The sequence below is a fragment of the Streptomyces sp. NPDC127092 genome (genome assembly GCF_042722475.1).
Lineage (GTDB): Bacteria > Actinomycetota > Actinomycetes > Streptomycetales > Streptomycetaceae > Streptomyces.
The window spans coordinates 75,737-96,952 of the sequence record NZ_JBHXFE010000005.1 but is presented as its reverse complement, the minus strand read 5'-3'; the positions used below and the strand labels follow the sequence as shown (position 1 = coordinate 96,952).

Genomic DNA, 21,216 nt, shown 5'->3' with positions numbered 1-21,216 from the left:
GCGCGTCCGGACGGGCGACCAGGCGGGCGATCAGGCAAGCGACCAGGCGTCAGAGCGGCATGGTCGCCGTGCCCTTGTCGTGCGCCTGCCGCTTCGCCCCCTTGGCGGCGAGGCCGCGCGCGTGATCGAACGCGGCGACGGGGTCGTCGGAGTCGTTCCACGGGTGGGCGCCGCACCAGCGTCCGATCAGACGGAACTGCTCCAGGGCCGCGTCATGGCTGCGTGCCTCCAGGAGGTAGTGCGCCAGCAGGTGTCGCAGCCGGGGCAGGGCCTCGTTGTCGGGGGCGACCTGACCCAGGGACCAGGCCACGCGTTCCAGGAGTTCGCGGGACTTGCGGGCCCGCGCGCCGCCCGTGCCGCCGCGACCGTCCAGTTCCCGCAGGGCGTGGAGGTACGTTCCGGCCATCGGGCTTCCGGCGGGGGCGCGTTCGACGGTCAGCCGGGCGAAGTCCAGCATCAGCCGGTCGGAGCCGTGCCACTTGCCGCACCAGTACTGCAGGGCCTGCCAGTGGCCGGAGTAGTGGTACGGGGCGCGGGCGGTCAGCCCGGCCCACAGGGCGCGGAACTGGTTGTGGGAGTACGACAGCGCCCGCGCCGCGGTGATCATGACGACCCACGGGCCGGGGTTGCGGGGGTCGATCCGCGAGGCGTCGACGGCGGCGGTCATCGACTGCGGCAGCATCGCCTGGAACTGGTTCATCCGCTCGGCGGGAACCTTGTGGGCGTACTCGGAGCCGCGGATCTCCCAGGCGCGGTGCAGGAGCATGCTCGCGTGGAGCGTCGCGGCGTCGCCGTTCTCCGGCTGCTCGGACCGCCAGGCCTCCAGCCACTCGTCGTCGTCGCCCGCGATCTGCTGGAGCACTTCGGTCCGGGACCAGCGCTCGTCCCAGTCGTCGCCGGCGGCCGCGACGTACGCGGCCGCCGGGCGCCAGTCGCCGCTCCACGCGGAGTCGGCGACGGCCTGCATCTCCTTGAGGCGGTGGAGCGGCTGCGCCGGCCCGGCGCGCCCCGCGTCCAGGACCTCGCGCGGGACCAGTCCGTACGCGGCGGGGACGAAGGAGTCGCGCACCCACGGGTCGACGGCGGGTCGGGCGGATCTTCGGGAGCGGGAGCGGGGGCGGAAGCGGGTGCGGTACGTGCCGACCACCACGCCTGCCAGGCCGATGATCAGGGCGGATACGAGAATAGACACGCCCGGGATCATCACCCATGGCCGTCCCGCGGGCAACAGAGATCAGTCGGGGCGGGGTCAGCGCTCCTCGCGCAGGCCCCACGGCGACCCGTACGCGGTGAGCAGGTCGAGGAACGGCCGGGGCGGCAGGGCCTCGGGGCCGAGGACGCCGCTGCCCTTCCACGTACCGGCGGCCAGCAGCTCCAGGGCGATCACGGGGTTGACGGCCGTCTGCCAGACCACGGCCTGGGACCCGTACTCGCGCATCGACCACTCGTTGTCGACGACGTGGTACAGGTACACCTCGCGGGGAGCACCGTCCTTCGTCCCCCTGACCCAGGTGCCCGCGCACGTCTTGCCCGTCATCCGGTCGCCGAGGGTGGCGGGGTCGGGCAGGCACGCGGCGACGACGTCGCGGGGGGACACCCGTACCGGGCCGTCCTCGCCGGGGACGGTGACCTTGTCCGTGGAGTCGAGGCCCAGCTGGTGGAGGGTCTTCAGCTTGGCGATGAAGTCGTCGCCGAGGCCGTACTTGAACGTCACCCGGCGCGCGTCGAGCCAGCGCGGCATCAGCAGCACCTCCTCGTGTTCGACGTTCACGCACTCCACCGGGCCGATGCCCTCCGGAAAGTCGAAGACCTCCGGCTCGCTGAAGGGGGCCGTGGTGAACCACCCACGCTCCTTCTCGTACACCACGGGCGGGTTGAGGCACTCCTCGATGGTGGTCCAGATGCTGAAGGAGGGTGCGAAGTCGTGGCCCTCTACGCTGAGGTCGGCGCCGTCGCGGACGCCGAGCTCGTCGATCTCGTCGAAGAGTTCGTCCGCCGCGTAGCGGGCGAACACGTCGGAGAGGCCCGGCTCCACGCCCATCCCGACCAGCGCGAGGCGGCCGGCGTCCTCCCAGGCCCCGGCCAGCGCGAACTGCTCGTCGCCGAGCTTCACCCCGCACTGCTCGTACGGCGCGGTCGCGTGCGGCACGGACAGCGACATCGCCATGTCCACGTAGTGCGCGCCGGCGGCGAGCGCCGCCCGGAACAAGGGCATCACGAAGCGGGGGTCGGTCGCGTTCAGGAGCACGTCGCAGCGCTGCTCGACGAGGACGCGGCGTACGGCGGCCTCGTCGGAGGCGTCGAGACGGCAGGCGCTGAAGCGGCGGTCCTGGGGGCCGTTCTGGGGGCCGCCCGGAGGGCTGTCCTGCGTGCGGTCGTGCGAGCGGTCCTGCGTGCGGTGCTCAGCGCCACCCTGCGGGCCGTCCTGCGCGCCGCCCTGTCGACCCTCCTGCGCGCCGGCTTGTCGCCGCTCCTGCGCGCCGTCGTGCGGATCGAGTGCGGCGACGGCCGCCTCCGCTCGGGCCAGGTCGTAGTCGGCGACGACCATGTGGGTCAGGAAGTCACGGCGGGCTGCGATCCGGGTGACGGCGGTTCCGACGCCACCCGCACCCACGAGAAGTACGCGCATGTCACACACCCTTTTGTCGAGACGGTCCGGGCGAGCGCCCGGGAACGCCTCGATGCAACACGAGGGCGGTTGTTAAGGTCTACGGCGTTGGCATAAGGGTTTCGGGGCGGGTGAGGTGCGCGATGGCCAAGAAGGTGGTTCCGGAGGCGGAGCGCCGCAGGCGACGGCCGACCCGGCAGGGCACGGTGCTGTCGGAGGAGCTGATCGTGCGGACGGCGCTGCGGATGCTGCGCGAGCACGGGAGTTCCGGGCTGACCGCCCGCCGACTGGGCGCCGCCCTCGGTGCAGATCCGAGCACGCTGTACCGGTACTTCGCCGGCCTCGACGACCTGACGCGGGCCATCGGCGAGGAGCTGATGGGCCGGGCCCTGGACAACTGGACCGCCACCGGGAAGTGGCGGGCCGACCTGCGTTCGCTGGGGCTGGCCATCCACGCCTCGTACCTCGCCCACCCGCAGGCCGCCGTGCTCACCGCCAGCCGGGTCACTGGTCGGCCGCGGGAGATCGCGGTGGACGAGACGATCCTCGGCATCCTGCGCGGCGCGGGCTTCGGCGACGCCGACGCGGTCGGCGTGTACCACGCCTTCATCGATCTGGCGCTGGCCTTCGCCGCCCTGGACGCGGGGGCGCTCGCCATCAAGGACGAGGCCCGGGAGGCGGACGAGGACATGTGGACCTCCACCTACGCCCGGCTCCCCGCCGAGACCCATCCGCACATCGCCGCCACGGCGCACCTGCTGGCGCACCGGATGAACCTCAGCGCCTATCCGGTCGTCCTTGACACGCTCCTGAACGGCGCGGAGGCGCGGCTGGCCGCGTCGGCGGCACAGTGATCAGGGGCGCGGCGGCCAGTCGGGGGCGGGGTCCTCGGCGAGCAGCGGCCGGAGGGCGCCGAGGGCCGCGCCGACGCAGACGTCGCGCAGCTGGGTGCGGGTGCAGGTCTCGGCGGCGAGCCAGTCGACGCAGAGGACCTGGACGAAGACCAGCCAGCTCTTCAGGACGCCGGACACGGCTTCGCGGGCGCTCTCGTCCGCGAGCGGGAGTACGGCGAGCAGTCGTTCGCGGAGTGCGTCCAGCTCGTTCGTCATGATCGTCTGGATCACGGGGTCGCCCGCGAGGACCCGGTTCGCGGCGAGGACGGCGTTGCGGTTCGCCACGAAGTAGTCGAGGTGGACGTCCATGCCCTGGACGAGCTGCTCCACCAGGGAATCGGCCGGGTCGATCCGGGTGTCGGCGAGCAGCTGGTCCGCCGCCTGTTGGTAGACGGCCGCGAAGAGGGCGTGCTTGCTGGGGAAGTGGCGGTAGAGCAGGGCGCGGGAGACTCCGGCCTGTTCCGCGACGTCCTCCATCAGCACGTCGGCGTAGGGGTGCGCGGCGAAGAGCCGCGCACCGACGGCGAGGAGCTGGGCGCGGCGGTCGGCGGGGGTGAGGCGCTGGCGTGGAGGCACGGGAGAAGCTTAGTTGACACATGTCCACTAGCGCACGCAAGGTAGTAGACGCATGTCAACTAAGCTTCGGCGATCCGGCTTGGAGGCAACATGGCCAGCGCTCTGCGCACTCTCACCCAGCTGATGGGCTGGGCCTGCGTGTTGATCGGGCTTTCCCACGTGGCACTCGGCAACGCGGCGATCCCCGGCGCCGGCTCCGCAGGAGCGACGGTCGACAGCTGGGGCCGCTTCATGGGGGCCTGCTTCGCCGGTTACGGACTGGCCTGGCTCTGGACCGCGCGGCAGCGCCCGATCCCGGCTCGGCCGGTGCGGTGGCTGGCCGGAGTCTTCCTGCTGGGCGGCGTGGGCCGCCTGCTCTCGCTCGCGGTACACGGCTGGCCGCACGGATTCCAGGTCGCCCTGACGGCCGTCGAACTCGTCCTGCCGCCGGTCTTCTTCTGGCTGTCCGACGCGGAGGAGCGGCGCTCGCGCAGCGACGTGGACGCCGTGACCGTCGGGCGGTGAGCACGCAGCCGCCGCCGGGATTCGAACCCGGGTAACGCATCCGGGCGAACCGGAGTACGTCAGTCGCGCAGCATGTCGTCGCGCACCGGGATCCAGTCCAGGGAGGACCGGATGCCCTCCTCCAGGGAGAACTGCGGTGTCCAGCCGAGGAGTCGCTCGGCGCGGTCGCTGTCGGTGTAGGCGCCGGCCACGTCGCCGGGGCGCGGATCGGTGTCGACGGTGGCGAGCGGCGTATCGACCACCTCGTTGAACGCGGCGCACAGTTCGCGCACGGTGGTGCCCGAGCCGGTGCCGAGGTTGATCGCCATGGACGACGTGGCCTCCGTCAGGAGCGCGTCGAAGCGGCGGATCGCCGCCACATGGGCCGCCGCCAGGTCCCACACGTGAACGTAGTCCCGGATCCCGCTGCCGTCACGAGTGGGGTAGTCGGTTCCGGTGACCGGGAAGGGCGCGCCTTCCTGGTGACAGGAGATCATCTTGCCGAGCGCGTGGCTCGGCCGCTTGAGCTGCAGTCCCGTACGCATCTTCGGGTCGGCACCGATGGGGTTGAAGTAGCGCAGCGACAGGACGCGCATCTGTCCGGCCGCCGCGATGTCCGCGAGCATGCCCTCGCAGTGGGCCTTGGTCCTGGCGTACGGGCTCTGCGGCCCCAGCGGGGCGTCCTCGTCGACGGGAGAGCCGTCCTCGGCCTGGTAGATGGAGGCCGAGGAGCTGAAGACGAGGCGGTCGCAGCCGTTCCTCCGGAGGTGCCGGAGGAAGTCGAGGCTCTTCCCGACGTTGGCCTCGTAGTAGCCGATCGGGTTCGCGGCGGAGTCGGGCACGACGATCAGCGCCGCGCAGTGCACCACCGTGGTGATGTCGGGGTGTTCGGAGAAGACGCGGTCGATCAGCGCCCCGTCGGAGATGTCGCCCTCGTAGAAGGCCCGGCCGTCCGTGAACTCCCGTCGCCCTGTGACGAGGCTGTCGAGGACGACCGGGGTGATCCCTTCGTCCAGGCAGGCCGAGGCCACGGTGCTTCCGATGTAGCCGGCTCCGCCGGCGATGAGAACCTTCACGATCTTCCGGGCCTTTCCTCGAGGTGTGGAGCGACGAAGGCGCAAGGCTAACGGAGTTGACGGGGAACCGCCTGATCAGAGGCTGCGGGCGGTGATGTCGCCGTCCTGAGGCGGACGTGGCCGGCGGGGATGTCGAGGACGGCGGAGAGGGCGGTGGTGGCGGCCGGGGTGGCGAACCTCTGCACGGTGGGTTCCTTGAACGCCATGCCGCGACTACAGCCCCCGGCGCCGTCGTTCCTCGTCCGCCCCGGTGAGCGCATCGTTGATCAGGCGGCTGGCGAAGTCGCGGTCGTCGGTGATCCGGTTGATGTGCTCCGCGAGCAGGAACGCCGTCGCCTCCAGCGGGTTCATCTCCTCGCTGGTCCACTCTCCGAACTGCTTGCGCCACAGACTCGGGCTCAGGCCGGTACCCGCAGCCACGACCAGGCCCGCCATCGTGGGGATGACCTCGGGGCGGACACTCCTGGGCATGTTGCGCATGGCGGCCACGAGGCTGGGCACCACGTACTCGATCACGTCCTTGTCATGGTCCTCGTGCACCGCCCGCAGCCACTTCATGAACATGAAGATGAGCGTGCACGCGCCGTCGAGGAGGTCATGGGCCTCCTCGGGGCCTAACGAGGCGACGAACTGGTCGATCAGCTGCTGCTGTACGGGGTCGACTTCGGTCCTGCCGTCGTAGAGGGCCTTGAGCCGGGAGTCGATCACCATGAGCGCCGCACCCACGTCGCCGGCGGGAGCGTGCTGAGGGTCGCAGGGCGATGACACAGGAGACCTCCTCACCTGACCGCGCCTCGCTGCGCGGCCTGGCCGTACCGTAGGGCACCGATCGGACGAGAAGCTGGCAAATCCCGACATCGGAGCGTCAACTGGGCGCACTCACCGGCCCGAAGAAGTCACGCGCGCGCCCCCGGCAGCTCTGCCCTCTGCGGGAACTCTCCTGCCGCTCCGCGCGTTCCGGACGTGACCTGATCGTTTGATGTGTGACTCGACGGCGCCGCCGTCGTCGGGGGAATCGAGCAACGCATGGCCATGGTGGGCCTCTTCTGGATCGCCGAGGGCGACGTGTACGTGGGGGCGAAGCCGACCGGCATGGCGCCTGGTGTGCGACTGACGTCCAAGGGCGTGGTGGCGCTCGGCGACGGGCAGGACGGGCTGTACCTGTGGGAGGACGTCAACGCCCTGACGGTGTCGGACGCGCCCGTGAAGACCCTCATGCGACAGGTCGGCGTGTTCACGGAAGTGGCACTGGACACGGTCATGAACCTGGCCGCACCCGTCGGCCCGACCCGCACGGGCGAGGCACCGCCGCTGATGACGCTGACCGTCGGATCGGCCGACGGCGAGCACGAGTTGAAGGCGTACGTGGCGGCAGCCGTCGGCTACTCCCCCACCGAGGTCGAGCTCTCCCGCGCCCTCCTGTCCCGTCTCACGGAAGGCGCGGCCACCATGGCCACCACGCTCACGGCGATGTCGGAATGGGGCCGCACCTGGGAAGGCGGCTCGCCCCGCGTGTCACAGCGCGAGGCGCTGCTGAGAGAGTGGCTGGCCTAGGGTCTGACCGGTCTAGGGTCTGACCGGCCTAGGGCTTGGCCGGCCTAGGGCTTGGCCGGCCTAGGGCTTGGCCGGCCTAGGGCTTAGCCGGCCTAGGGCTTAGCCGGCCTAGGGCTTAGCCGGCCTAGGGCTTAGCCGGCCTAGGGCTTGACCAGCCCTGATCCGCCGGACAGGCCCTCAGGGCCGTCCCGTAACAGCTGGTCGTCACCGGGTGCCGGCGTGCAGGGCCCGGGTGTACCAGTCGAAGCGTGTGCCGTCCGAGCCGTGCGTCGGCGTGCCGGGAGTGAACCCGGCCCGCTGCGCGACCGCGGCAGATGCGGGGTTCCCGGGCTCAACCTGGATTACCGCCTCGACCCCGCCCTCGCTCGCCGCGTACTGGGAGGCCAACAGGACCGCGCGGGTGGCCAGGCCACGCCCGCGCCAGGACGGATAGAGGCCGTAGGCGACGTTCACCTGGCCCGGCGCCAGACCTTCTCCTGCGAACCGCAAGTCGATCGTGCCCGTGAGGACCTCGTCGGCACCCATCCGGATGCCGAACGCGCGGAGTGGCCCGGCGGTGTCCCACTGCTCCCGGCAGTGCCGGAAGTACGCTTCGGTGCCCTCGCGCGTGCCGGGACCGCCGTTGAGCCAGCGGACGAGTAGCTCGTCTTCCCCCGCAAGGTGCGCCTCCACGTCGTCCAGGCGTAGGGGGGACAGGGTGACGACCCCGTCGGACAGCTTCACTTCGTGCACCCGCCGATTCTCGACGCCGAAGCCGGGTCGCGCCATCGGATTCCGCGGGACGTCCGCAACGTCGGCCGAGACCTGACGCCCGAGGAACGGACGGCGTACCTGCAGGGCAGGTCGGCTCGACCCGTGTGTCCGGCCGGCTGACCCGTCACCCTCCGGTCCGGCGCCTCGCCGGGATCGCGGCCTCGCGCGGGGTGACGGCGTCCGTGGGTGCCGTCCGCGGCGCGGGGTCGATGCCGGCGAACAGCGATGCGGTGGTCCTCGCGGTCCTGACGGGTGACGTTGCCGCGGGTCGAGCGGGCGGTGGGTCTTGGCAGGGGATGGTGGCCGTCGATACTCCGGCCATGAGACCCGCTCGTATCACGTCACGCCTCGCCGCCGTCACGGCCGCGACCGCGCTGCTCGCCCTCTCCGCCCTCGGCGCCCCCGCCACCGCCGAGGGCGGTGCGTCCGGGGACGGTGGGCACGACCGGCGGTGCGTCGGTTCGCGGCTGCCCGACCGCGGGCCCGGGCGCGACATCCTGCGGATCGCCGAGCGGGCCAAGAAGGAGATGGACCTCAAGTCCGTGATCCTGCGGGTCACCATGGACGGTCGCGAGCTCGTCACCACCGCGCTCGGCGAGTCGATGACCGGCGTTCCGGCCGAACCCGCCATGCACTTCCGGAACGGCAACATCGCCATCAGCTACATGGGTACGGCGCTGCTACGGCTGGTCGACCAGGGCAGGGTCGGGCTCGACGACCCCGTCGCACGCTGGCTGCCCGACCTGCCGCACGGCGAGCGGATCACCTTGCGCATGCTCGCGGCCTCCACCACCGGACTCGTCGACTACGTCCACCTGCCCGCGTTCCAGAACGCCGTCTCCGCCAACCCGTTCCGCCAGTGGACGGCCAAGGAGCTCGTGAAGCTCTCGACCGACGAGCAGCGGTGGTACGAGCCCGGCACCAACTGGAGCTACTCGCACGCCAACTTCCTTCTCCTCGGCGCCGCCCTGGAGAAGATCACCGGCACCCGCCTCGACGTCCTGCTGCGGCGGGAGGTCCTGCGGCCGCTCGGGCTGCGCGAGACCCGCAACAGCTTCACGCCCGAGATTCCCGAGCCCGTCCTGCACGCCTTCACCGCCGACCGCGGGACCTACGAGGAGTCCACCTTCTGGAACCCCTCGTGGACTACCGCCCCCGGCGCCGTGGAGACCACCGACATCTGCGACCTGGAACGTTCCGCCGTCGGCATCGGCTCCGGCGAGCTGCTCTCCCCCTCCTCCTACCGGGCGCTGCTGAACCCGGGCACGGTGGGCCTCGGCCGGCCGACGAACAAGTGTCCGGCCACGGTGTGCATCGCGAACACCGAGGCGACGCACTACGGCCTGGGCGTGCTCGTTCTCGGCGACTGGGTCGCCCAGCACCCCCTGTTCTTCGGCTACTCCGCCTCCCAGGCGTACCTCCCGGCCGAGCGGCTGGCCATCGCCGTCTCGACGACGAGCGGCCCCGGCGCCGAGGACAGCCACTCCGCCCACCTCATCACCCAGCGCATCGCCGCCGCACTCGCCCCGCGCCACCTCATCCCCGACTTCGGCTGACCACCGCGCGGCGCGGACGCCGTCCGTCAGTGCTCGTGCGGTGACGCGTCCAGGACGTGGTCGATGAGGCCGTACTCCAGGGCCTCCTCGGGAGTGAGCCAGCGGTCGTCGGCGAAGTCCCGTACCACCTGGCCGACCTCGCGGTGGGTGAACTCCGCGATCAGCTCGGCGACGCGGTCCCTGCTGTGGCGCAGTTCCCCGTGCCGGCCGGCCTCGGCCGTGCCGGTCGGGGCTTGGGCGAAGGCCGGCAGGTGCAGCATCATGCGGGCGTTGGGCAGGGCGTAGCGCTTGCCCGGCGTGCCCGCGGAGACGAGGAACTGGGCCATCGAGGCGCAGTAGCCGAGGCCGATGGTGACGATGTCGTTGTCGATGTGCCGCATGACGTCGTAGATCGCCATGCCTGCGGGCACGGATCCGCCCGGCGAGCTGATGTAGAGGGTGACGGGGCGGTCGGTCTCGGCGGCGAGGAGCAGCAGTGCGGCGTTGACACGTTCGGCGGTCCGGTCGGTGATCGGCTCGGCGATGTGGAGGATTCCGTGACGCAGCAGCCGGTCGAGGACGGGGTCGGGGGTGGGGTCCGCGGCGGGTTCCGCCCCGGGGGCCGCGCCGGGGTCCGTGGCGGGATCAGTGGCGGGATCAGTGGCGGCGTCGGTGTCGGCAGTCCCGCCGGGGGCGGCGTGCGCGTCAGTGTCGGCGTTCGCGCCGGGGGCGGCGGGCGCGTCGGTGTCGGCGTTCGCGCCGAGGCCGGCAGCGTTGGCCCCAGGGCCGGCGTTGCCGTCCGGCCTGGCGCGCGCACCGGCGCCCGCGGCCCTGTCGGATCCGGCGCGCGCACCGGCGCCCGCGGCCCTGCCGCGTTCGGTGTTCGGGTCCTCGGAGGCGGAGGTCATTCCGGGTCTTCCTCCTGCGGGAGTCCGACGACGAGGTGGGCAGCCGGGCCGGCCGGCGACCGGGCGTGGCGTCGTACGCATGCAGGGGTTCCCCTCGCGGCGCCTTCCGTCACAGTCTGCGGCCGATCGGAGTACGCGCGGGACGCACGCCTCGTGCGGCTCTGGGAGCGCTCTCAACACCCGGCGCGGAGCGTCTATCCTGATCGGCGTCGGACCGGTGGTGCGGCCTCGGCCGCGGAGCAGAACAGGGGAACACGGAGTGCCTGCCTTGCCCGAGCAGACCACGGGGCCGTCCCGCCCCACGCTGGAAGCCGTCGCGGCGCGTGCCGGCGTGTCGCGGGCGACGGTCTCGCGGGTCGTCAACGGCGGCGCGGGCGTGCGGCAGGCACTGGTGGACAAGGTGCGGGAGGCGGTCGAGGAGCTGGGTTACGTTCCCAACCACGCGGCCCGTTCGCTTGTGACGCGGCGTCATGGCGCGGTCGCGGTGATCATCGCAGAGCCGGAGTTCCGTATCTTCTCCGACCCCTTCTTCGAGCAGCAGGTACGGGGCATCAGCCGGGAGCTGACGGCCCATGACGCCCAGCTGGTGCTGCTCTGGGTGGAGGGGCCCGGCGATCACGGGCGGATCGCGCGCTATCTGGCCGGCGGCCACGTGGACGGGGCGCTGGCCTTCTCGCTGCACAGCGACGACCGGCTGCCCGCGCTGATCGCCCGCAGCAGGGTCCCGGCCGTGTTCGGCGGCCGTCCGGTGGTGGGTTCGGGCCCGGCCGTGCCGTACGTCGACTGCGACAACCGGGGCGGGGCACGGCAGGCGGTGCGGCATCTGGCGGACCTGGGACGCCGTCGGATCGCGCACCTCGCGGGGCCGCGTGACCAGACCTCCGCGGTCGACCGGATCGCCGGCTACCACGACGTGCTCGTCGACGCCGATCCCGAGCTGCTGTGCCAGGGCGATTTCACCCGGGAGAGCGGAGCCCGCGCCATGGACGAACTGCTCGACCGGCGGCCGGACGTCGACGCCGTCTTCGCCGCGAACGATCTGATGGCCGCAGGTGCGCTGCAGGTCCTGCGCCGGCGCGGGATCCGGGTGCCGGAGGACATCGCGGTCGTCGGCTTCGACGACATGGACCTGGTGGTCCGGGACACCGAGCCCGCACTCACGACGGTGCGGCAGGACATCGAGGGCATGGGCCGGCTCATGGTCAGGCTGCTGATGCGGGTGCTCGACGGTGCGGCCGACGCGGCGACCGCGTCCGTGATCACGTCGACGAGTCTGGTGCGGCGCGCGTCGGCCTGAGGGCTCGCGCCCCTCGTCGGAGCGGACCCGGTTCCGAGCGAGCAGACCCGTTCCCGAGCAGACCCCGTTCCCAGCAGACCCCGTTCCGAGCGAGCGGACCCCCTCCCCAGCGGCCTCGTTTCGGACTGGGCCGGCCGAGTCGCAGGCGGGGCCACCTGGGTCTCTCCCTACCCGCCCCACGGGGGACGGCACGGCGGACGCGCGGTTCGGTGACCGGCGCGGCTGCCGGGGCCGTCTACATTCCGGAGCCATGACGCAGCAGAATGTCGTCCCCGGCCGCAGCGCCGCAGCCCGGGTGCTCGTCCGGGCGGCTCACCACATGGACGCCGCCCGCTCGCCGCGCATCCCGGCCCTCGCCCTCGTGCCGGTCTGGGTGCTGACCCGGCTCGGCATGCTGTACCTGCTGGTGCGGGACGGCATCGGCGTCAGGAACGTCAACGACGAGGTGGAGTTCCTCTATCCGCGCTGGGCCCTGCAGCTGGCCGACGGCTCCTTCCCGGTCGACGACGTCACGTGGCAGTACCCGCCGGGCGCGGGCCTGCTGTTCCTGTCCCCCGAGCTCCTGCCGTTCCTGGACTACTTCGCGGCCTTCCTCGTCCTCACCTTCGCCGCGGACGCGCTGGTCGCGCTGGCGCTGGCCCGCCCGGGCCGGCGGCCCGCGGGTGCCTGGCTGTGGACGGCCGGTCTGCCGCTGCTCCTGAACGTGCCGCACGGCCGGTTCGACATCCAGGTGACCGCCCTCGCCGTCCTCGCGCTGCTGAGCAGCCGGCGCGACCCGCGCCTGGGCGGGGCGCTCGCCGCGCTCGGGGCCCTGGTCAAGGTGTGGCCGCTGCTCACCCTGCTGGGCCTGGAACGCGGCCGTACCGGCAGGGACGCGTGGCGGTCCGCCGCCGTGACCGCGGCGGCGCTGCTCGCCGTCCTCGCCCTCGCGTTCCGACACAGCTTCGACTTCCTCCAGCAGCAGGGCGCCCGCGGAGTGCAGATCGAGTCCCTGGGCGGCACCGTACTGGGGCTGATGCGGGCGTCGGGAGCGCCGATCGGGATCGAGTCCCGTTACGGAGCCCTGGAGTTCAGCGGTCCGCAGGTGGGGACGGTGGCCCAGCTGTCGCTGCTCCTGACGGCCGCCGCCTTCGGCTGGCTGATGTTCTGGCGCGGCCGGGCGTCGCGGTGGACGGAGGCCACGCCGTTCGACGCGGCCCTCGCCGCGGTGCTGCTCTTCACCGTCACGAGCAGGGTGATCAGCCCTCAGTACATGGTCTGGCTGCTCGGACTCGCGGCGGTCTGCCTCACCTCCCGGTGCACCACCCAGCGGCCGGTGGCCTGGGTGCTGCTGGCCGCGACGGCCGTGACGGCGCTCGCCTTCCCCACCTACTACCTGGAGGTCATGCAGGGTACGGCCCTGGGCAACACGCTCATGGTCGTCCGCAACGGCCTGCTGCTCACGGCGGCCCTGCTGTCGTGCCACCGCCTGTGGCGCGAGACGGCGGCGCCGGCACACCCCGCGGGCGCCGACCTCGGCCGGCCGGCCTTGTGCCGCGGATCAGAGGTGGCGTGAAGACGGCCGACGGCGGGCGTGGGGATCGCCCCTCGCCCGCCGTCGGCCTGCCGTGGCCGTCGTGTCAGTCGTGTCAGTCGTACGGGATGACCACGACGGCCGTGTCCGTGCCGGTCTGGAGCCGGGAGTCGGCGTTGCCGATCGCGCTCCACACCTCCAGGCGTACGGTGCCGTTCGCCAGGTTGCCCAGGCCGCCGGTGGCGCTCTTGAGGCCGCGGGTCTGGTTGTACTCCTCCCAGCCCGGGATCGGGTCGGTCGCGAAGTAGTGGTACGTCTCGGTGCGGTCGAAGGTGCCGTCGCCGGTCAGGTCATAGCTGATCCGGACCTGCTGGCCGAGGCCGACGGCGGTGCCGGCGTCCACCGGGAGGCGGAACGTGGTCGTGCCGCCCGGCCTGAGCGTGCCGTTGACGCCGCGGACCTCGTAGACGAGCGGGTTGTACGGGGTGCCGTCGTGGTTGGTGCCGCCCGCCGACGGGATGGTGTCGCTGCCCGGGGTGCCGCCGGTGGCGGTGGTGAGGACGCCGCCGGAGCGGAGCCGGAAGGTGTTGCCGGTCGACGGCTGCGGGCCCGGGTCGGTGGCCGTGCCGGTGCCCGTGGCGGTGGAGCGCGCGGGCACGGTCAGGGTCTTGCCGTCGGAGAAGGTGACGGTGCGGGTGGCGGAGCCGTGGTTGTGGGCCACGTAGGTGCGGACGCCGGCCTTGGCGAAGACGGCCGAGGTCGGGATGTCGCCGGTCACCGAGGTGTCGGGGGCGCCGAGGGCGGCGAGGCTGGTGATCCAGTGGTAGGTGTGGGCCTTGGACTCGCCGGCTTCCGGGGTGTACGCGCCGTTGCCGGCGTCCCACTTCGTCTTCGCCGCCGCCGGGTCGGCGAGCGACTGGAACTCCCAGAGGATGTCGCGCCACTCGACCGCCGCGCCGCCGTTCTCGCGTTCCATCTCGGCGATGTTGCGGCGGATCGCCTCCTTGTGGCCGCCGAGGTGGAGCGATCCGCCGGTGACCGGCAGCACGTTGATGCCGTGGATCTCCTCGGGGTTGGCGGTCCACCAGGTGGCGTAGGCGGCGCCGCTGCCCCACACCATGCCCGCGGTGTCGTGGCCGAAGGAGGCCGGGAAGACCTGCTGGTCGGCGTCGAACCAGTACTGGGCGATCGCCTCGCCCTCGGTCGCGAGCAGATAGCTGCCGAGGTCGCGCAGCGTGCTGTCGCCGGTGGCCGAGCCCCACAGGACGAGGGCGGCGCTCAGGTTGGTCGACTCCGAGGACGACTCCTGGTTGTTGCCGGCGGCGAAGCCCTGGTGTCCGGAGGCCCAGCTGTGGCCGGCGTAGACGTCGAAACCGCGCAGGAAGGGGAAGGCGCTGTCGGTGCGGGCGGGGTTGGCGGTGTCGCGGACGAGGGTCCTGACCATGCCGCCCCAGGCGGAGTCGGCGGCCCAGCCCGGGTCGTACTGGGCGACGATCGCGGCGGCGTACACGTAGTAGCCGTAGTGGAAGTGGTGGTCGTTGAGCTCGGTGTCGCTGCCGTACGAGGCGGGGTAGCCGGTGAGGGTCTTCCACGCCGGGTCGTACGAGAACTCGTTGGCGCCGCCCGCGGTGAACCAGTCCTGGAGCCGGCCCTTGAGGAGGGAGAGGAGCCGGTCGCGGGTGGCCGTCTCGCCGATCTGGTCGGCGAGCGGGACGAGTTGGGCCAGCTTGCCGAGTGCCTTGCCGGTCCAGTAGGTGTCCACGGCTCCGGAGAACGGGTCGGAGGCGTAGGCGGCCTCGTTCAGCCGGGCGCGCAGGGTGGCGGTGTCGACGTCGGCGGTGCGGGGCAGACCGGGGAGGACCGGCGCCGCCTTCTGGACGGTGGTGAAGGAGGCCGCCTCGCGGACCTTCATGGTGCCGCGCGGGGAGACGTACGTGTACGGGGTGAGGGCGTCGGTGGTGTGGAGCCACTGGTGCCGGTAGAGGGCCTGGAGGGTGCCGCGTTCGGTGCCTTCCCTGGCCTCGGTGGTGAGGGTGTAGGTGGCGCGGACGGTGCCGCCCGCGGTGCTCCAGTCGACCCGGGATCCGGTGACGAAGCTGAAGGCGTACTTCTTGAAGGTGGCGAGGGCGTCGGTGGAGGGCAGGACGGCGAGGGAGAAGTAGTTCTTTCCGCCGAGTGCGGTGCTGACGGTGGTGCCGGAGACGTTCCAGTCGGTGCCGGTCGGCGCGAACAGGGCGTAGTGGTGGCCGGCGACGGTGATGCCGAGGACGTTGCCCTGGTCGGCGAAGACGGTGGGCGTGCTCGCGGTGGTGATCTGGGCGTTGCCGCCGCTGCCCTGGGCGTACACGAACGGGCTGCCGTGGCCGATGGTGGTGCGCAGGGTGCGGGTGCCGTCTGACCAGTAGGGCGTGACGGTCCAGTCGGACCAGGCGTCGGCCTTGGTGTCGGGCGAGTTGAGGCCGGTCAGGCCGAGGGTGAGGTCGCGCTTGTGGGCGAACTCGTACTGGCGGCCCTCGCCGACGATCGCGGGGCTCGTCGGGTAGCCGATGTCGAGGCCTCCCGCGGTGGCCTGGTACGTGAGGGGGTGGCCGTACATCGGCGTGGAGTACGGGTTGTCGCCGTAGCGCTGGAAGGCGAGCGAGGACCACCAGTCGTTGGTGGGCACCGGCTTGCCCTGGGCGGCGGGGGTCACCTTGGGGGTGACGGGCGCGCCGGTGTTGGTGGTGGGTCCGGAGGTTCCGGCGGGCCGGGTGTCGGAGTAACTGCCGGCGCCCACGGGGACGGTGGCGGCCGCGGCGGGCGTCGCGGCCGGTCCCAGTCCGGCCGCTGCCAGGGCGGCGGCGAGGACCAGCGCGGCGGCTGGGCGCGGGTGGGGGACTGCCATGGGGGAACACCTCGTGTCGTCACGTGTGGGGATCGAGGGGGCGGGGGCAGTGCGGAGTGCGGAGTGCGGAGTGCGGTGGGTCGTGTCCGCTACTCGTAGCCGAGAGCGCTCTCAGGTCGCCGGAAACGTAAGACTCCCGAAACACGAGTGTCAATACATGGCGCAGCACCGGAAGTTGAGGCCGGTTCCGGCCCGTTACGTCTTCGAGTCTTGACGGAACAGCCGCGTCGCGGGCACGCTCCCCTCGCATGTTGAGAGCGCTCTCAATCACGCGTTCTCGTTCGATCCGGAGCCAAGGGAGGCTTCCCATGCCCACTGCCCGAGCCGCCAGGAGAGCCGCCGTCCGCCTGGGAGCGGTCGCTCTCGCCGGGGCCCTGCTCGCCGCGTGCGGGGGTTCGACGGAGGGTGCCTCCGACAGCGCGGGCGGAGAGGTCACGATCACCGTGGACCTGTTCGGTTCCTTCGGCTACAAGGAGGCCGGTCTCTACGCCGAGTACGAGAAGCTCCACCCCGGTGTCACCATCAAGCAGACCGACACCGAGGACGAGGCCGACTACTGGAAGTCGCTGCAGACCCGGCTGGCCGGCGGTGGCGGTCTCGCCGACGTCCAGGCCGTCGAGGTGGGCCGGATCGCGTCCGTCGCCCAGCAGCAGAGCGACAAGTTCGAGGACCTGCGCAAGCACGGCGCCGACCGGCTCAAGGGCGAGTTCGCCGAGGCCAAGTGGGCGGCGGCCACCGGCAGGAACGGAGAGGTCCTGGGCCTGGGCACCGACGTCGGCCCGGAGGCGATGTGCTACCGCACCGACCTCCTCGCCAAGGCCGGCCTGCCCACCGACCGCGAGGAACTCGCCGGGAAGTGGTCGACGTGGGAGGGCTACCTGGAGCTCGGGCGGCAGTACAAGGCGAAGGCCCCCGCGAAGAGCGCCTGGCTCGACAGCGTCGGCAGCCTCTACTCCGTGATGATCGGTCAGCAGAAGGAGCGCTACTACGACGCCTCCGGCAAGCTGATCTGGGAGGACAACCCGGCCCTCAGGACCGCGTGGGACACCTCCGTCACGGCCGCGCGGGACGGGCTCAGCGCCAAGCTGGACCAGTGGTCGCCGCAGTGGAACCAGGCGTTCGCCGCCGGCTCCTTCGCCACCCTGCCCTGCCCCGCCTGGATGCTCGGCTACATCAAGGGCCAGGCCGGTGACGCCGGCAAGGGCAAGTGGGACATCGCCGCGCTGCCCGGCGGTCCCGGCAACTGGGGCGGCTCGTACCTGACCGTGCCGCGCGCCGCGAAGCACAAGAAGGAGGCGTACGAGCTGATCACCTGGCTCACCGCGCCGGAGCAGCAGGCGAAGCTGTTCCTCAAGCAGGGCAGCTTCCCGTCCGCCACCGGCGCCATCACGAAGATCTCCGGCGCGACGGACCCGTACTTCTCGGGTGCGCCGATCGGGAAGATCTTCGGCGAGGCCGCCGAGGCCGCCCCGGTGCAGGTCCTCGGCGTGCACGACCAGAACATCGCCCAGCAGATCACCAACGCCCTCGGCGAGGTCGAGCGCAAGGGCACGGCGCCCGAGCAGGCGTGGGCGAACGCGAAGAAGGGCGTCGAGAACACCATCGGCTGACCGGCCGCCTCCGGCCCGCAACCGCCCCCTCCTGCCGATCAGCCGCCTCCTGCCCGGTCCGGGACGCCCGCCCCGCCGCCGGACCGGGCCGGAGGCCACTCCCCCAGGCACCGACACCTCCCGAAGGGCCGCATCGTGACCCTGACCGCACCCACGAGACCCCTGGCCCCGAGCCGTCCGCCCGCGGCACGGCGCGCGTGGCAGAAGGTCTCCCCGTACGCCTACATCGCCCCCTTCTTCACCCTGTTCGCCGCCTTCGGGCTCTTCCCCCTCCTCTACACGGCGTTCGTGTCGCTGTACCGGGTCGAGCTGCAGACACCCGGCGACATGGAGTGGCGCGGGCTCGGCAACTACGCCGCGCTGCTCGGCGACACGTTCTTCTGGACCTCGCTGCGCAACACCTTCACCATCGGGGTGCTGTCCACCGTGCCCCAGCTGGTGATGGCCCTCGGCCTCGCGCACCTGCTCAACTACAAGCTGCGCGGGCGGACCTTCTTCCGTACCGCGATGCTGCTGCCGTACGCGACCTCGGTCGCCGCCGCCACCCTCGTCTTCGCGCAGCTCTTCGGCCGCGACTTCGGTCTCGTCAACTACGTCCTGGGGCTCGTGGGGATCGGGCCGGTCGACTGGCAGACCGGCACGACGGCCTCCCAGATCGCCGTCTCGTCCATCGTCATCTGGCGCTGGACCGGCTACAACGCGCTGATCTACCTGGCGGGCATGCAGTCCATCCCGCACGAGCTGTACGAGGCCGCGGAGATGGACGGGGCGTCGCGGTGGCGGCAGTTCTTCCACGTCACGCTGCCCGGACTGCGGCCCACCATCGTCTTCACGGTCGTCGTCTCCACGATCGGCGCGACCCAGCTGTTCGGCGAGCCGCTGCTCTTCGAGGGTTCCGTCTCGGGCGGCATCTCGCACCAGTACCAGACGCTCGGGCTCTACCTGTACGAGCAGGGCTGGGGCTTCTTCCACCTGGGACGGGCCGCCGCCATCGCCTGGGTGATGTTCCTGCTGATCCTGCTGGTCGTCGGCGTCAACGCCGCGATCGCACGGCGCCGTTCACGCAAGGAGGCCGGCCGATGACCGCGCTCGCCGATCCGCCGCTCAGCCGTCCGGCCCCCGACGCGCCCGCCAGGAGCCCACGCCGTCGCCGCTCGGGCGCCGGGCGCACGATGCGGGGCGGGAAACTCGCGTACGCGTTCCTCGTCGTCGCCGTGCTCGTCTCGGCGTTCCCGTTCTACTGGACCGTCGTCGCCGCGAGCCGGTCCAACGCCGACCTCGCCCAGGTGCCGCCGGCCCTTCTGCCCGGCCCGAACCTCCTGCGGAACTTCGAGGCGGTGGTGGAGGAGGCGGACATCGGCAAGGCGCTGCTGAACTCCCTCGTCGTGTCGGGCTCGATCACCCTGGGAACGGTGCTGTGCTGCACGCTCGCCGGGTTCGCCTTCGCCAAACTGCGCTTCCGCGGCCGCGGGGCCCTGCTGGGGATCACCGTCGGCACGATGATGATCCCCCCGCAGCTGGGCGTCATCCCGCTTTTCATGCTCATCGCCGAGCTGCAGTGGGTGAACCAGCTCCAGGCCGTCATCCTGCCCGGACTGGTCTCCGCCTTCGGCGTGTTCTTCATGCGGCAGTACCTCGTGCAGTCGCTGCCGGACGAACTGATCGAGGCGGCCCGGGTCGACGGGGCCTCCACGGCGCGGATCTTCTGGTCCATCGTCGTGCCCATCGCCCGGCCCGGCATGGCGGTGCTCGGCCTGCTGACGTTCATGGCCGCCTGGAACGACTTCTTCTGGCCTGTCGTGGCCCTCTCCTCGTCCGAGCCGACCGTCCAGGTCGCTCTGCGGCAGCTCGGCGGCGGGTACGTGAACGACCAGTCCGTGATCATGGCGGGCACCCTGCTCGGCACCCTGCCCGTGCTGCTGGTCTTCGGCCTGCTCGGCCGCCAGATCGTCGGCGGGATCATGCAGGGCGCGGTCAAGGGCTGATCCTCCGCCCGCTCGTCTTCTCCTCTCTCGTCTTCTCCTCTCTCGTCTTCTCCTCTCTCGTCCTCTCCTCTCTCGTCTTCTTCTGTCTCGTCTTCTTCTGTCTCGTGATCCGCTCACCTTCCTGGGAGTTCCCTGCTCATGACCGTGCTCGAGACACGTCCTGACGCCACCGCGTCGCTCCGGTTCCCGGCCGGGTTCCGCTGGGGCACCGCCACCGCCGCGTACCAGATCGAGGGTGCCGCCGCCGAGGACGGCCGTACCCCCTCCATCTGGGACACCTTCAGCCGCACGCCGGGCAAGGTCCGCAACGGCGACACCGGCGACATCGCCGCCGACCACTACCACCGGCTGAGCGAGGACGTCGCGCTGATGCGGCGGCTCGGCGTGACCGACTACCGCTTCTCGATCGCGTGGCCGCGCGTCCAGCCGACCGGCCGGGGCCCTGCCGTCCAGAAGGGTCTGGACTTCTACCGGCGGCTCACCGACGAGCTGCGTGAGGCCGGCATCCGCCCGGTGGCGACCCTCTACCACTGGGACCTGCCCCAGGAGCTGGAGGACGCGGGCGGCTGGCCGCAGCGGGAGACCGCGTACCGCTTCGCCGAGTACGCGGGCCTCGCGGCCGAGGCGCTCGGCGAGCGCGTCGCGACCTGGACCACCCTCAACGAGCCCTGGTGCGCGGCCTTCCTCGGCTACGGCAACGGGGTGCACGCGCCGGGCCGTACCAGCGCCGTCGACTCGCTGCGGGCCGCCCACCACTTCAACCTGGCCCACGGCCTGGCCGTGCAGGCGCTGCGCGCCGCGCTCCCCGAGCCGGCCGAGGTGTCGCTCACGCTCAACCTCCACGCGGTACGGGCCCACAGCGACGCGCCGGAGGATATGGACGCGGCCCGTCGGATCGACGCCGTCGGCAACCGGATCTTCCTCGACCCGGTCTTCCACGGCAGGCTTCCTCAGGACCTCGTCGCCGACACCGCGGCGGTCACGGACTGGGCCTTCGTCCAGGACGGGGACCTTCGGACGGCGTCCGCCCCCGTCGACTCGCTCGGCATCAACTACTACTCCCCCACCGCCGTCGCGGCCGGCAGCTCGGAGTCGCCCTCGCCGTGGGCGGGCGCGGAGCGGCACGTGCGCTTCGTTCCCGTTCCCGGCCCGCGGACGGCCATGGACTGGCCGGTCGACGCCGACGGGCTGCACGAACTCCTCGTCCGGCTGCGGGACGAGCTGCCGGGCGTGCCGCTGGTCGTCACCGAGAACGGCGCCGCGTACGACGACTACGCCGACCCCTCGGGGCAGGTGAAGGACCCTGAGCGGGTGGCCTATCTGCACGCCCATCTGGCGGCCGTGCACCGCGCGATCGAGGACGGGGCCGACGTCCGCGGGTACTTCCTGTGGTCCCTGCTCGACAACTTCGAATGGGCCTACGGCTACAGCAAGCGGTTCGGCGTCGTCCATGTCGATTTCGCGACGCAGCGCCGGACGTTCAAGGACAGCGCCCGCTGGTACGCGGACGTCATCGCGCGGGGAGGGCTGCCGGCCTGACC

Annotated in this window: 19 protein-coding genes; 10 read left to right on the top strand and 9 right to left on the bottom strand. The window is 71.8% G+C overall.

All coding sequences use genetic code 11. The features are described 5' to 3' along the window. Positions 1-49: 49 nt before the first annotated feature. Together ACFWJO_RS06045 and ACFWJO_RS06040 are read right to left on the bottom strand one after the other, a co-directional pair. Entirely contained in the window at positions 50-1,192 is a 1,143-nt protein-coding gene (locus ACFWJO_RS06045; protein WP_386863607.1) for a hypothetical protein, read from the bottom strand. Positions 1,193-1,249: 57 nt separating this feature from the next. After that, the gene (locus ACFWJO_RS06040) at positions 1,250-2,629 is read right to left on the bottom strand and encodes a saccharopine dehydrogenase family protein (RefSeq protein ID WP_386863606.1); all 1,380 of its coding nucleotides are present in this window, start codon (positions 2,627-2,629) and stop codon (positions 1,250-1,252) included. A 122-nt stretch (positions 2,630-2,751) separates the two neighbouring features. On the opposite strand from ACFWJO_RS06040, the gene ACFWJO_RS06035 reads away from it, so the two are divergent. Beyond that, a complete protein-coding gene (locus ACFWJO_RS06035; RefSeq protein WP_386863605.1) occupies positions 2,752-3,462 on the top strand; it encodes a TetR/AcrR family transcriptional regulator in 711 nt (236 codons plus the stop codon). Here ACFWJO_RS06035 and ACFWJO_RS06030 read toward each other — a convergent pair whose 3' ends face one another. Beyond that, complete coding sequence (locus ACFWJO_RS06030) at positions 3,463-4,077, bottom strand: TetR/AcrR family transcriptional regulator (RefSeq protein WP_386863604.1); 615 nt, start codon at positions 4,075-4,077, stop codon at positions 3,463-3,465. It lies immediately after the preceding gene. A 90-nt stretch (positions 4,078-4,167) separates the two neighbouring features. Here ACFWJO_RS06030 and ACFWJO_RS06025 point away from each other — a divergent pair, with 90 nt between their 5' ends. Continuing rightward, a complete protein-coding gene (locus ACFWJO_RS06025; protein WP_386863603.1) occupies positions 4,168-4,581 on the top strand; it encodes a DUF4345 domain-containing protein in 414 nt (137 codons plus the stop codon). A gap of 59 nt (positions 4,582-4,640) precedes the next feature. Here ACFWJO_RS06025 and galE read toward each other — a convergent pair whose 3' ends face one another. From galE to ACFWJO_RS06010, 3 genes are read right to left on the bottom strand one after another with little or no spacing between them, the layout of a single operon-like run. After that, positions 4,641-5,636 (bottom strand): UDP-glucose 4-epimerase GalE, encoded by a 996-nt coding sequence (galE, locus tag ACFWJO_RS06020; protein ID WP_386863602.1) that lies wholly within the window; start codon positions 5,634-5,636, stop codon positions 4,641-4,643. Positions 5,637-5,683: 47 nt separating this feature from the next. Continuing rightward, positions 5,684-5,842, bottom strand: coding sequence for a hypothetical protein (locus ACFWJO_RS06015; RefSeq protein ID WP_386863601.1), 159 nt, complete (start codon positions 5,840-5,842; stop codon positions 5,684-5,686). 7 nt (positions 5,843-5,849) lie between these two features. Next, on the bottom strand, positions 5,850-6,404 hold the full coding sequence (locus tag ACFWJO_RS06010; RefSeq protein WP_386863600.1) for a hypothetical protein: 555 nt from the start codon (positions 6,402-6,404) through the stop codon (positions 5,850-5,852). A 258-nt stretch (positions 6,405-6,662) separates the two neighbouring features. On the opposite strand from ACFWJO_RS06010, the gene ACFWJO_RS06005 reads away from it, so the two are divergent. Beyond that, positions 6,663-7,190: a hypothetical protein gene (locus tag ACFWJO_RS06005; RefSeq protein WP_386863599.1), complete on the top strand. Its 528-nt coding sequence runs from the start codon at positions 6,663-6,665 to the stop codon at positions 7,188-7,190. Positions 7,191-7,394: 204 nt separating this feature from the next. Here ACFWJO_RS06005 and ACFWJO_RS06000 read toward each other — a convergent pair whose 3' ends face one another. Beyond that, on the bottom strand, positions 7,395-7,958 hold the full coding sequence (locus ACFWJO_RS06000) for a GNAT family N-acetyltransferase (RefSeq protein WP_386863598.1): 564 nt from the start codon (positions 7,956-7,958) through the stop codon (positions 7,395-7,397). A gap of 305 nt (positions 7,959-8,263) precedes the next feature. Here ACFWJO_RS06000 and ACFWJO_RS05995 point away from each other — a divergent pair, with 305 nt between their 5' ends. After that, a complete protein-coding gene (locus ACFWJO_RS05995) occupies positions 8,264-9,499 on the top strand; it encodes a serine hydrolase domain-containing protein (RefSeq protein ID WP_386863597.1) in 1,236 nt (411 codons plus the stop codon). A 26-nt stretch (positions 9,500-9,525) separates the two neighbouring features. On the opposite strand, the gene ACFWJO_RS05990 is transcribed toward ACFWJO_RS05995, so the two are convergent. Then, positions 9,526-10,386 (bottom strand): ClpP family protease, encoded by an 861-nt coding sequence (locus tag ACFWJO_RS05990; protein WP_386863596.1) that lies wholly within the window; start codon positions 10,384-10,386, stop codon positions 9,526-9,528. 268 nt (positions 10,387-10,654) lie between these two features. Between ACFWJO_RS05990 and ACFWJO_RS05985 the strand changes: the two genes are divergently transcribed. Next, positions 10,655-11,683, top strand: coding sequence for a LacI family DNA-binding transcriptional regulator (locus ACFWJO_RS05985; RefSeq protein ID WP_386863595.1), 1,029 nt, complete (start codon positions 10,655-10,657; stop codon positions 11,681-11,683). Positions 11,684-12,002: 319 nt separating this feature from the next. After that, entirely contained in the window at positions 12,003-13,238 is a 1,236-nt protein-coding gene (locus ACFWJO_RS05980; protein ID WP_386863744.1) for a glycosyltransferase 87 family protein, read from the top strand. A 73-nt stretch (positions 13,239-13,311) separates the two neighbouring features. Here ACFWJO_RS05980 and ACFWJO_RS05975 read toward each other — a convergent pair whose 3' ends face one another. Further along, positions 13,312-16,080 carry a glycosyl hydrolase gene (locus ACFWJO_RS05975; protein ID WP_386863594.1) on the bottom strand — a complete coding sequence of 923 codons (2,769 nt, stop codon included), beginning with the start codon at positions 16,078-16,080 and terminating at the stop codon, positions 13,312-13,314. A 308-nt stretch (positions 16,081-16,388) separates the two neighbouring features. On the opposite strand from ACFWJO_RS05975, the gene ACFWJO_RS05970 reads away from it, so the two are divergent. From ACFWJO_RS05970 to ACFWJO_RS05955, 4 genes are all read left to right on the top strand, one after another. Then, entirely contained in the window at positions 16,389-17,690 is a 1,302-nt protein-coding gene (locus tag ACFWJO_RS05970) for an extracellular solute-binding protein (RefSeq protein WP_386863593.1), read from the top strand. A 135-nt stretch (positions 17,691-17,825) separates the two neighbouring features. Next, positions 17,826-18,773 (top strand): carbohydrate ABC transporter permease, encoded by a 948-nt coding sequence (locus ACFWJO_RS05965; RefSeq protein ID WP_386863592.1) that lies wholly within the window; start codon positions 17,826-17,828, stop codon positions 18,771-18,773. Beyond that, a complete protein-coding gene (locus ACFWJO_RS05960; protein WP_386863591.1) occupies positions 18,770-19,675 on the top strand; it encodes a carbohydrate ABC transporter permease in 906 nt (301 codons plus the stop codon). Before ACFWJO_RS05965 ends, ACFWJO_RS05960 begins: the two co-directional genes overlap by 4 nt. A gap of 138 nt (positions 19,676-19,813) precedes the next feature. Further along, the gene (locus ACFWJO_RS05955; RefSeq protein ID WP_386863590.1) at positions 19,814-21,214 is read left to right on the top strand and encodes a GH1 family beta-glucosidase; all 1,401 of its coding nucleotides are present in this window, start codon (positions 19,814-19,816) and stop codon (positions 21,212-21,214) included. Positions 21,215-21,216 lie beyond the last annotated feature (2 nt).

Excerpts from the sequence above, each read along its gene's own strand:
- ACFWJO_RS06040 (WP_386863606.1), bottom strand. The coding sequence starts at position 2,629 with ATGCGCGTACTTCTCGTGGGTGCGGGTGGCGTCGGAACCGCCGTCACC.
- ACFWJO_RS06035 (WP_386863605.1), top strand. The coding sequence starts at position 2,752 with ATGGCCAAGAAGGTGGTTCCGGAGGCGGAGCGCCGCAGGCGACGGCCG.
- ACFWJO_RS06025 (WP_386863603.1), top strand. The coding sequence starts at position 4,168 with ATGGCCAGCGCTCTGCGCACTCTCACCCAGCTGATGGGCTGGGCCTGC.
- ACFWJO_RS06015 (WP_386863601.1), bottom strand. The coding sequence starts at position 5,842 with ATGGCGTTCAAGGAACCCACCGTGCAGAGGTTCGCCACCCCGGCCGCC.
- ACFWJO_RS06005 (WP_386863599.1), top strand. The coding sequence starts at position 6,663 with ATGGCCATGGTGGGCCTCTTCTGGATCGCCGAGGGCGACGTGTACGTG.
- ACFWJO_RS06000 (WP_386863598.1), bottom strand. The coding sequence starts at position 7,958 with ATGGCGCGACCCGGCTTCGGCGTCGAGAATCGGCGGGTGCACGAAGTG.
- ACFWJO_RS05995 (WP_386863597.1), top strand. The coding sequence starts at position 8,264 with ATGAGACCCGCTCGTATCACGTCACGCCTCGCCGCCGTCACGGCCGCG.
- ACFWJO_RS05990 (WP_386863596.1), bottom strand. The coding sequence starts at position 10,386 with ATGACCTCCGCCTCCGAGGACCCGAACACCGAACGCGGCAGGGCCGCG.
- ACFWJO_RS05980 (WP_386863744.1), top strand. The coding sequence starts at position 12,003 with ATGGACGCCGCCCGCTCGCCGCGCATCCCGGCCCTCGCCCTCGTGCCG.
- ACFWJO_RS05975 (WP_386863594.1), bottom strand. The coding sequence starts at position 16,080 with ATGGCAGTCCCCCACCCGCGCCCAGCCGCCGCGCTGGTCCTCGCCGCC.
- ACFWJO_RS05970 (WP_386863593.1), top strand. The coding sequence starts at position 16,389 with ATGCCCACTGCCCGAGCCGCCAGGAGAGCCGCCGTCCGCCTGGGAGCG.
- ACFWJO_RS05960 (WP_386863591.1), top strand. The coding sequence starts at position 18,770 with ATGACCGCGCTCGCCGATCCGCCGCTCAGCCGTCCGGCCCCCGACGCG.
- ACFWJO_RS05955 (WP_386863590.1), top strand. The coding sequence starts at position 19,814 with ATGACCGTGCTCGAGACACGTCCTGACGCCACCGCGTCGCTCCGGTTC.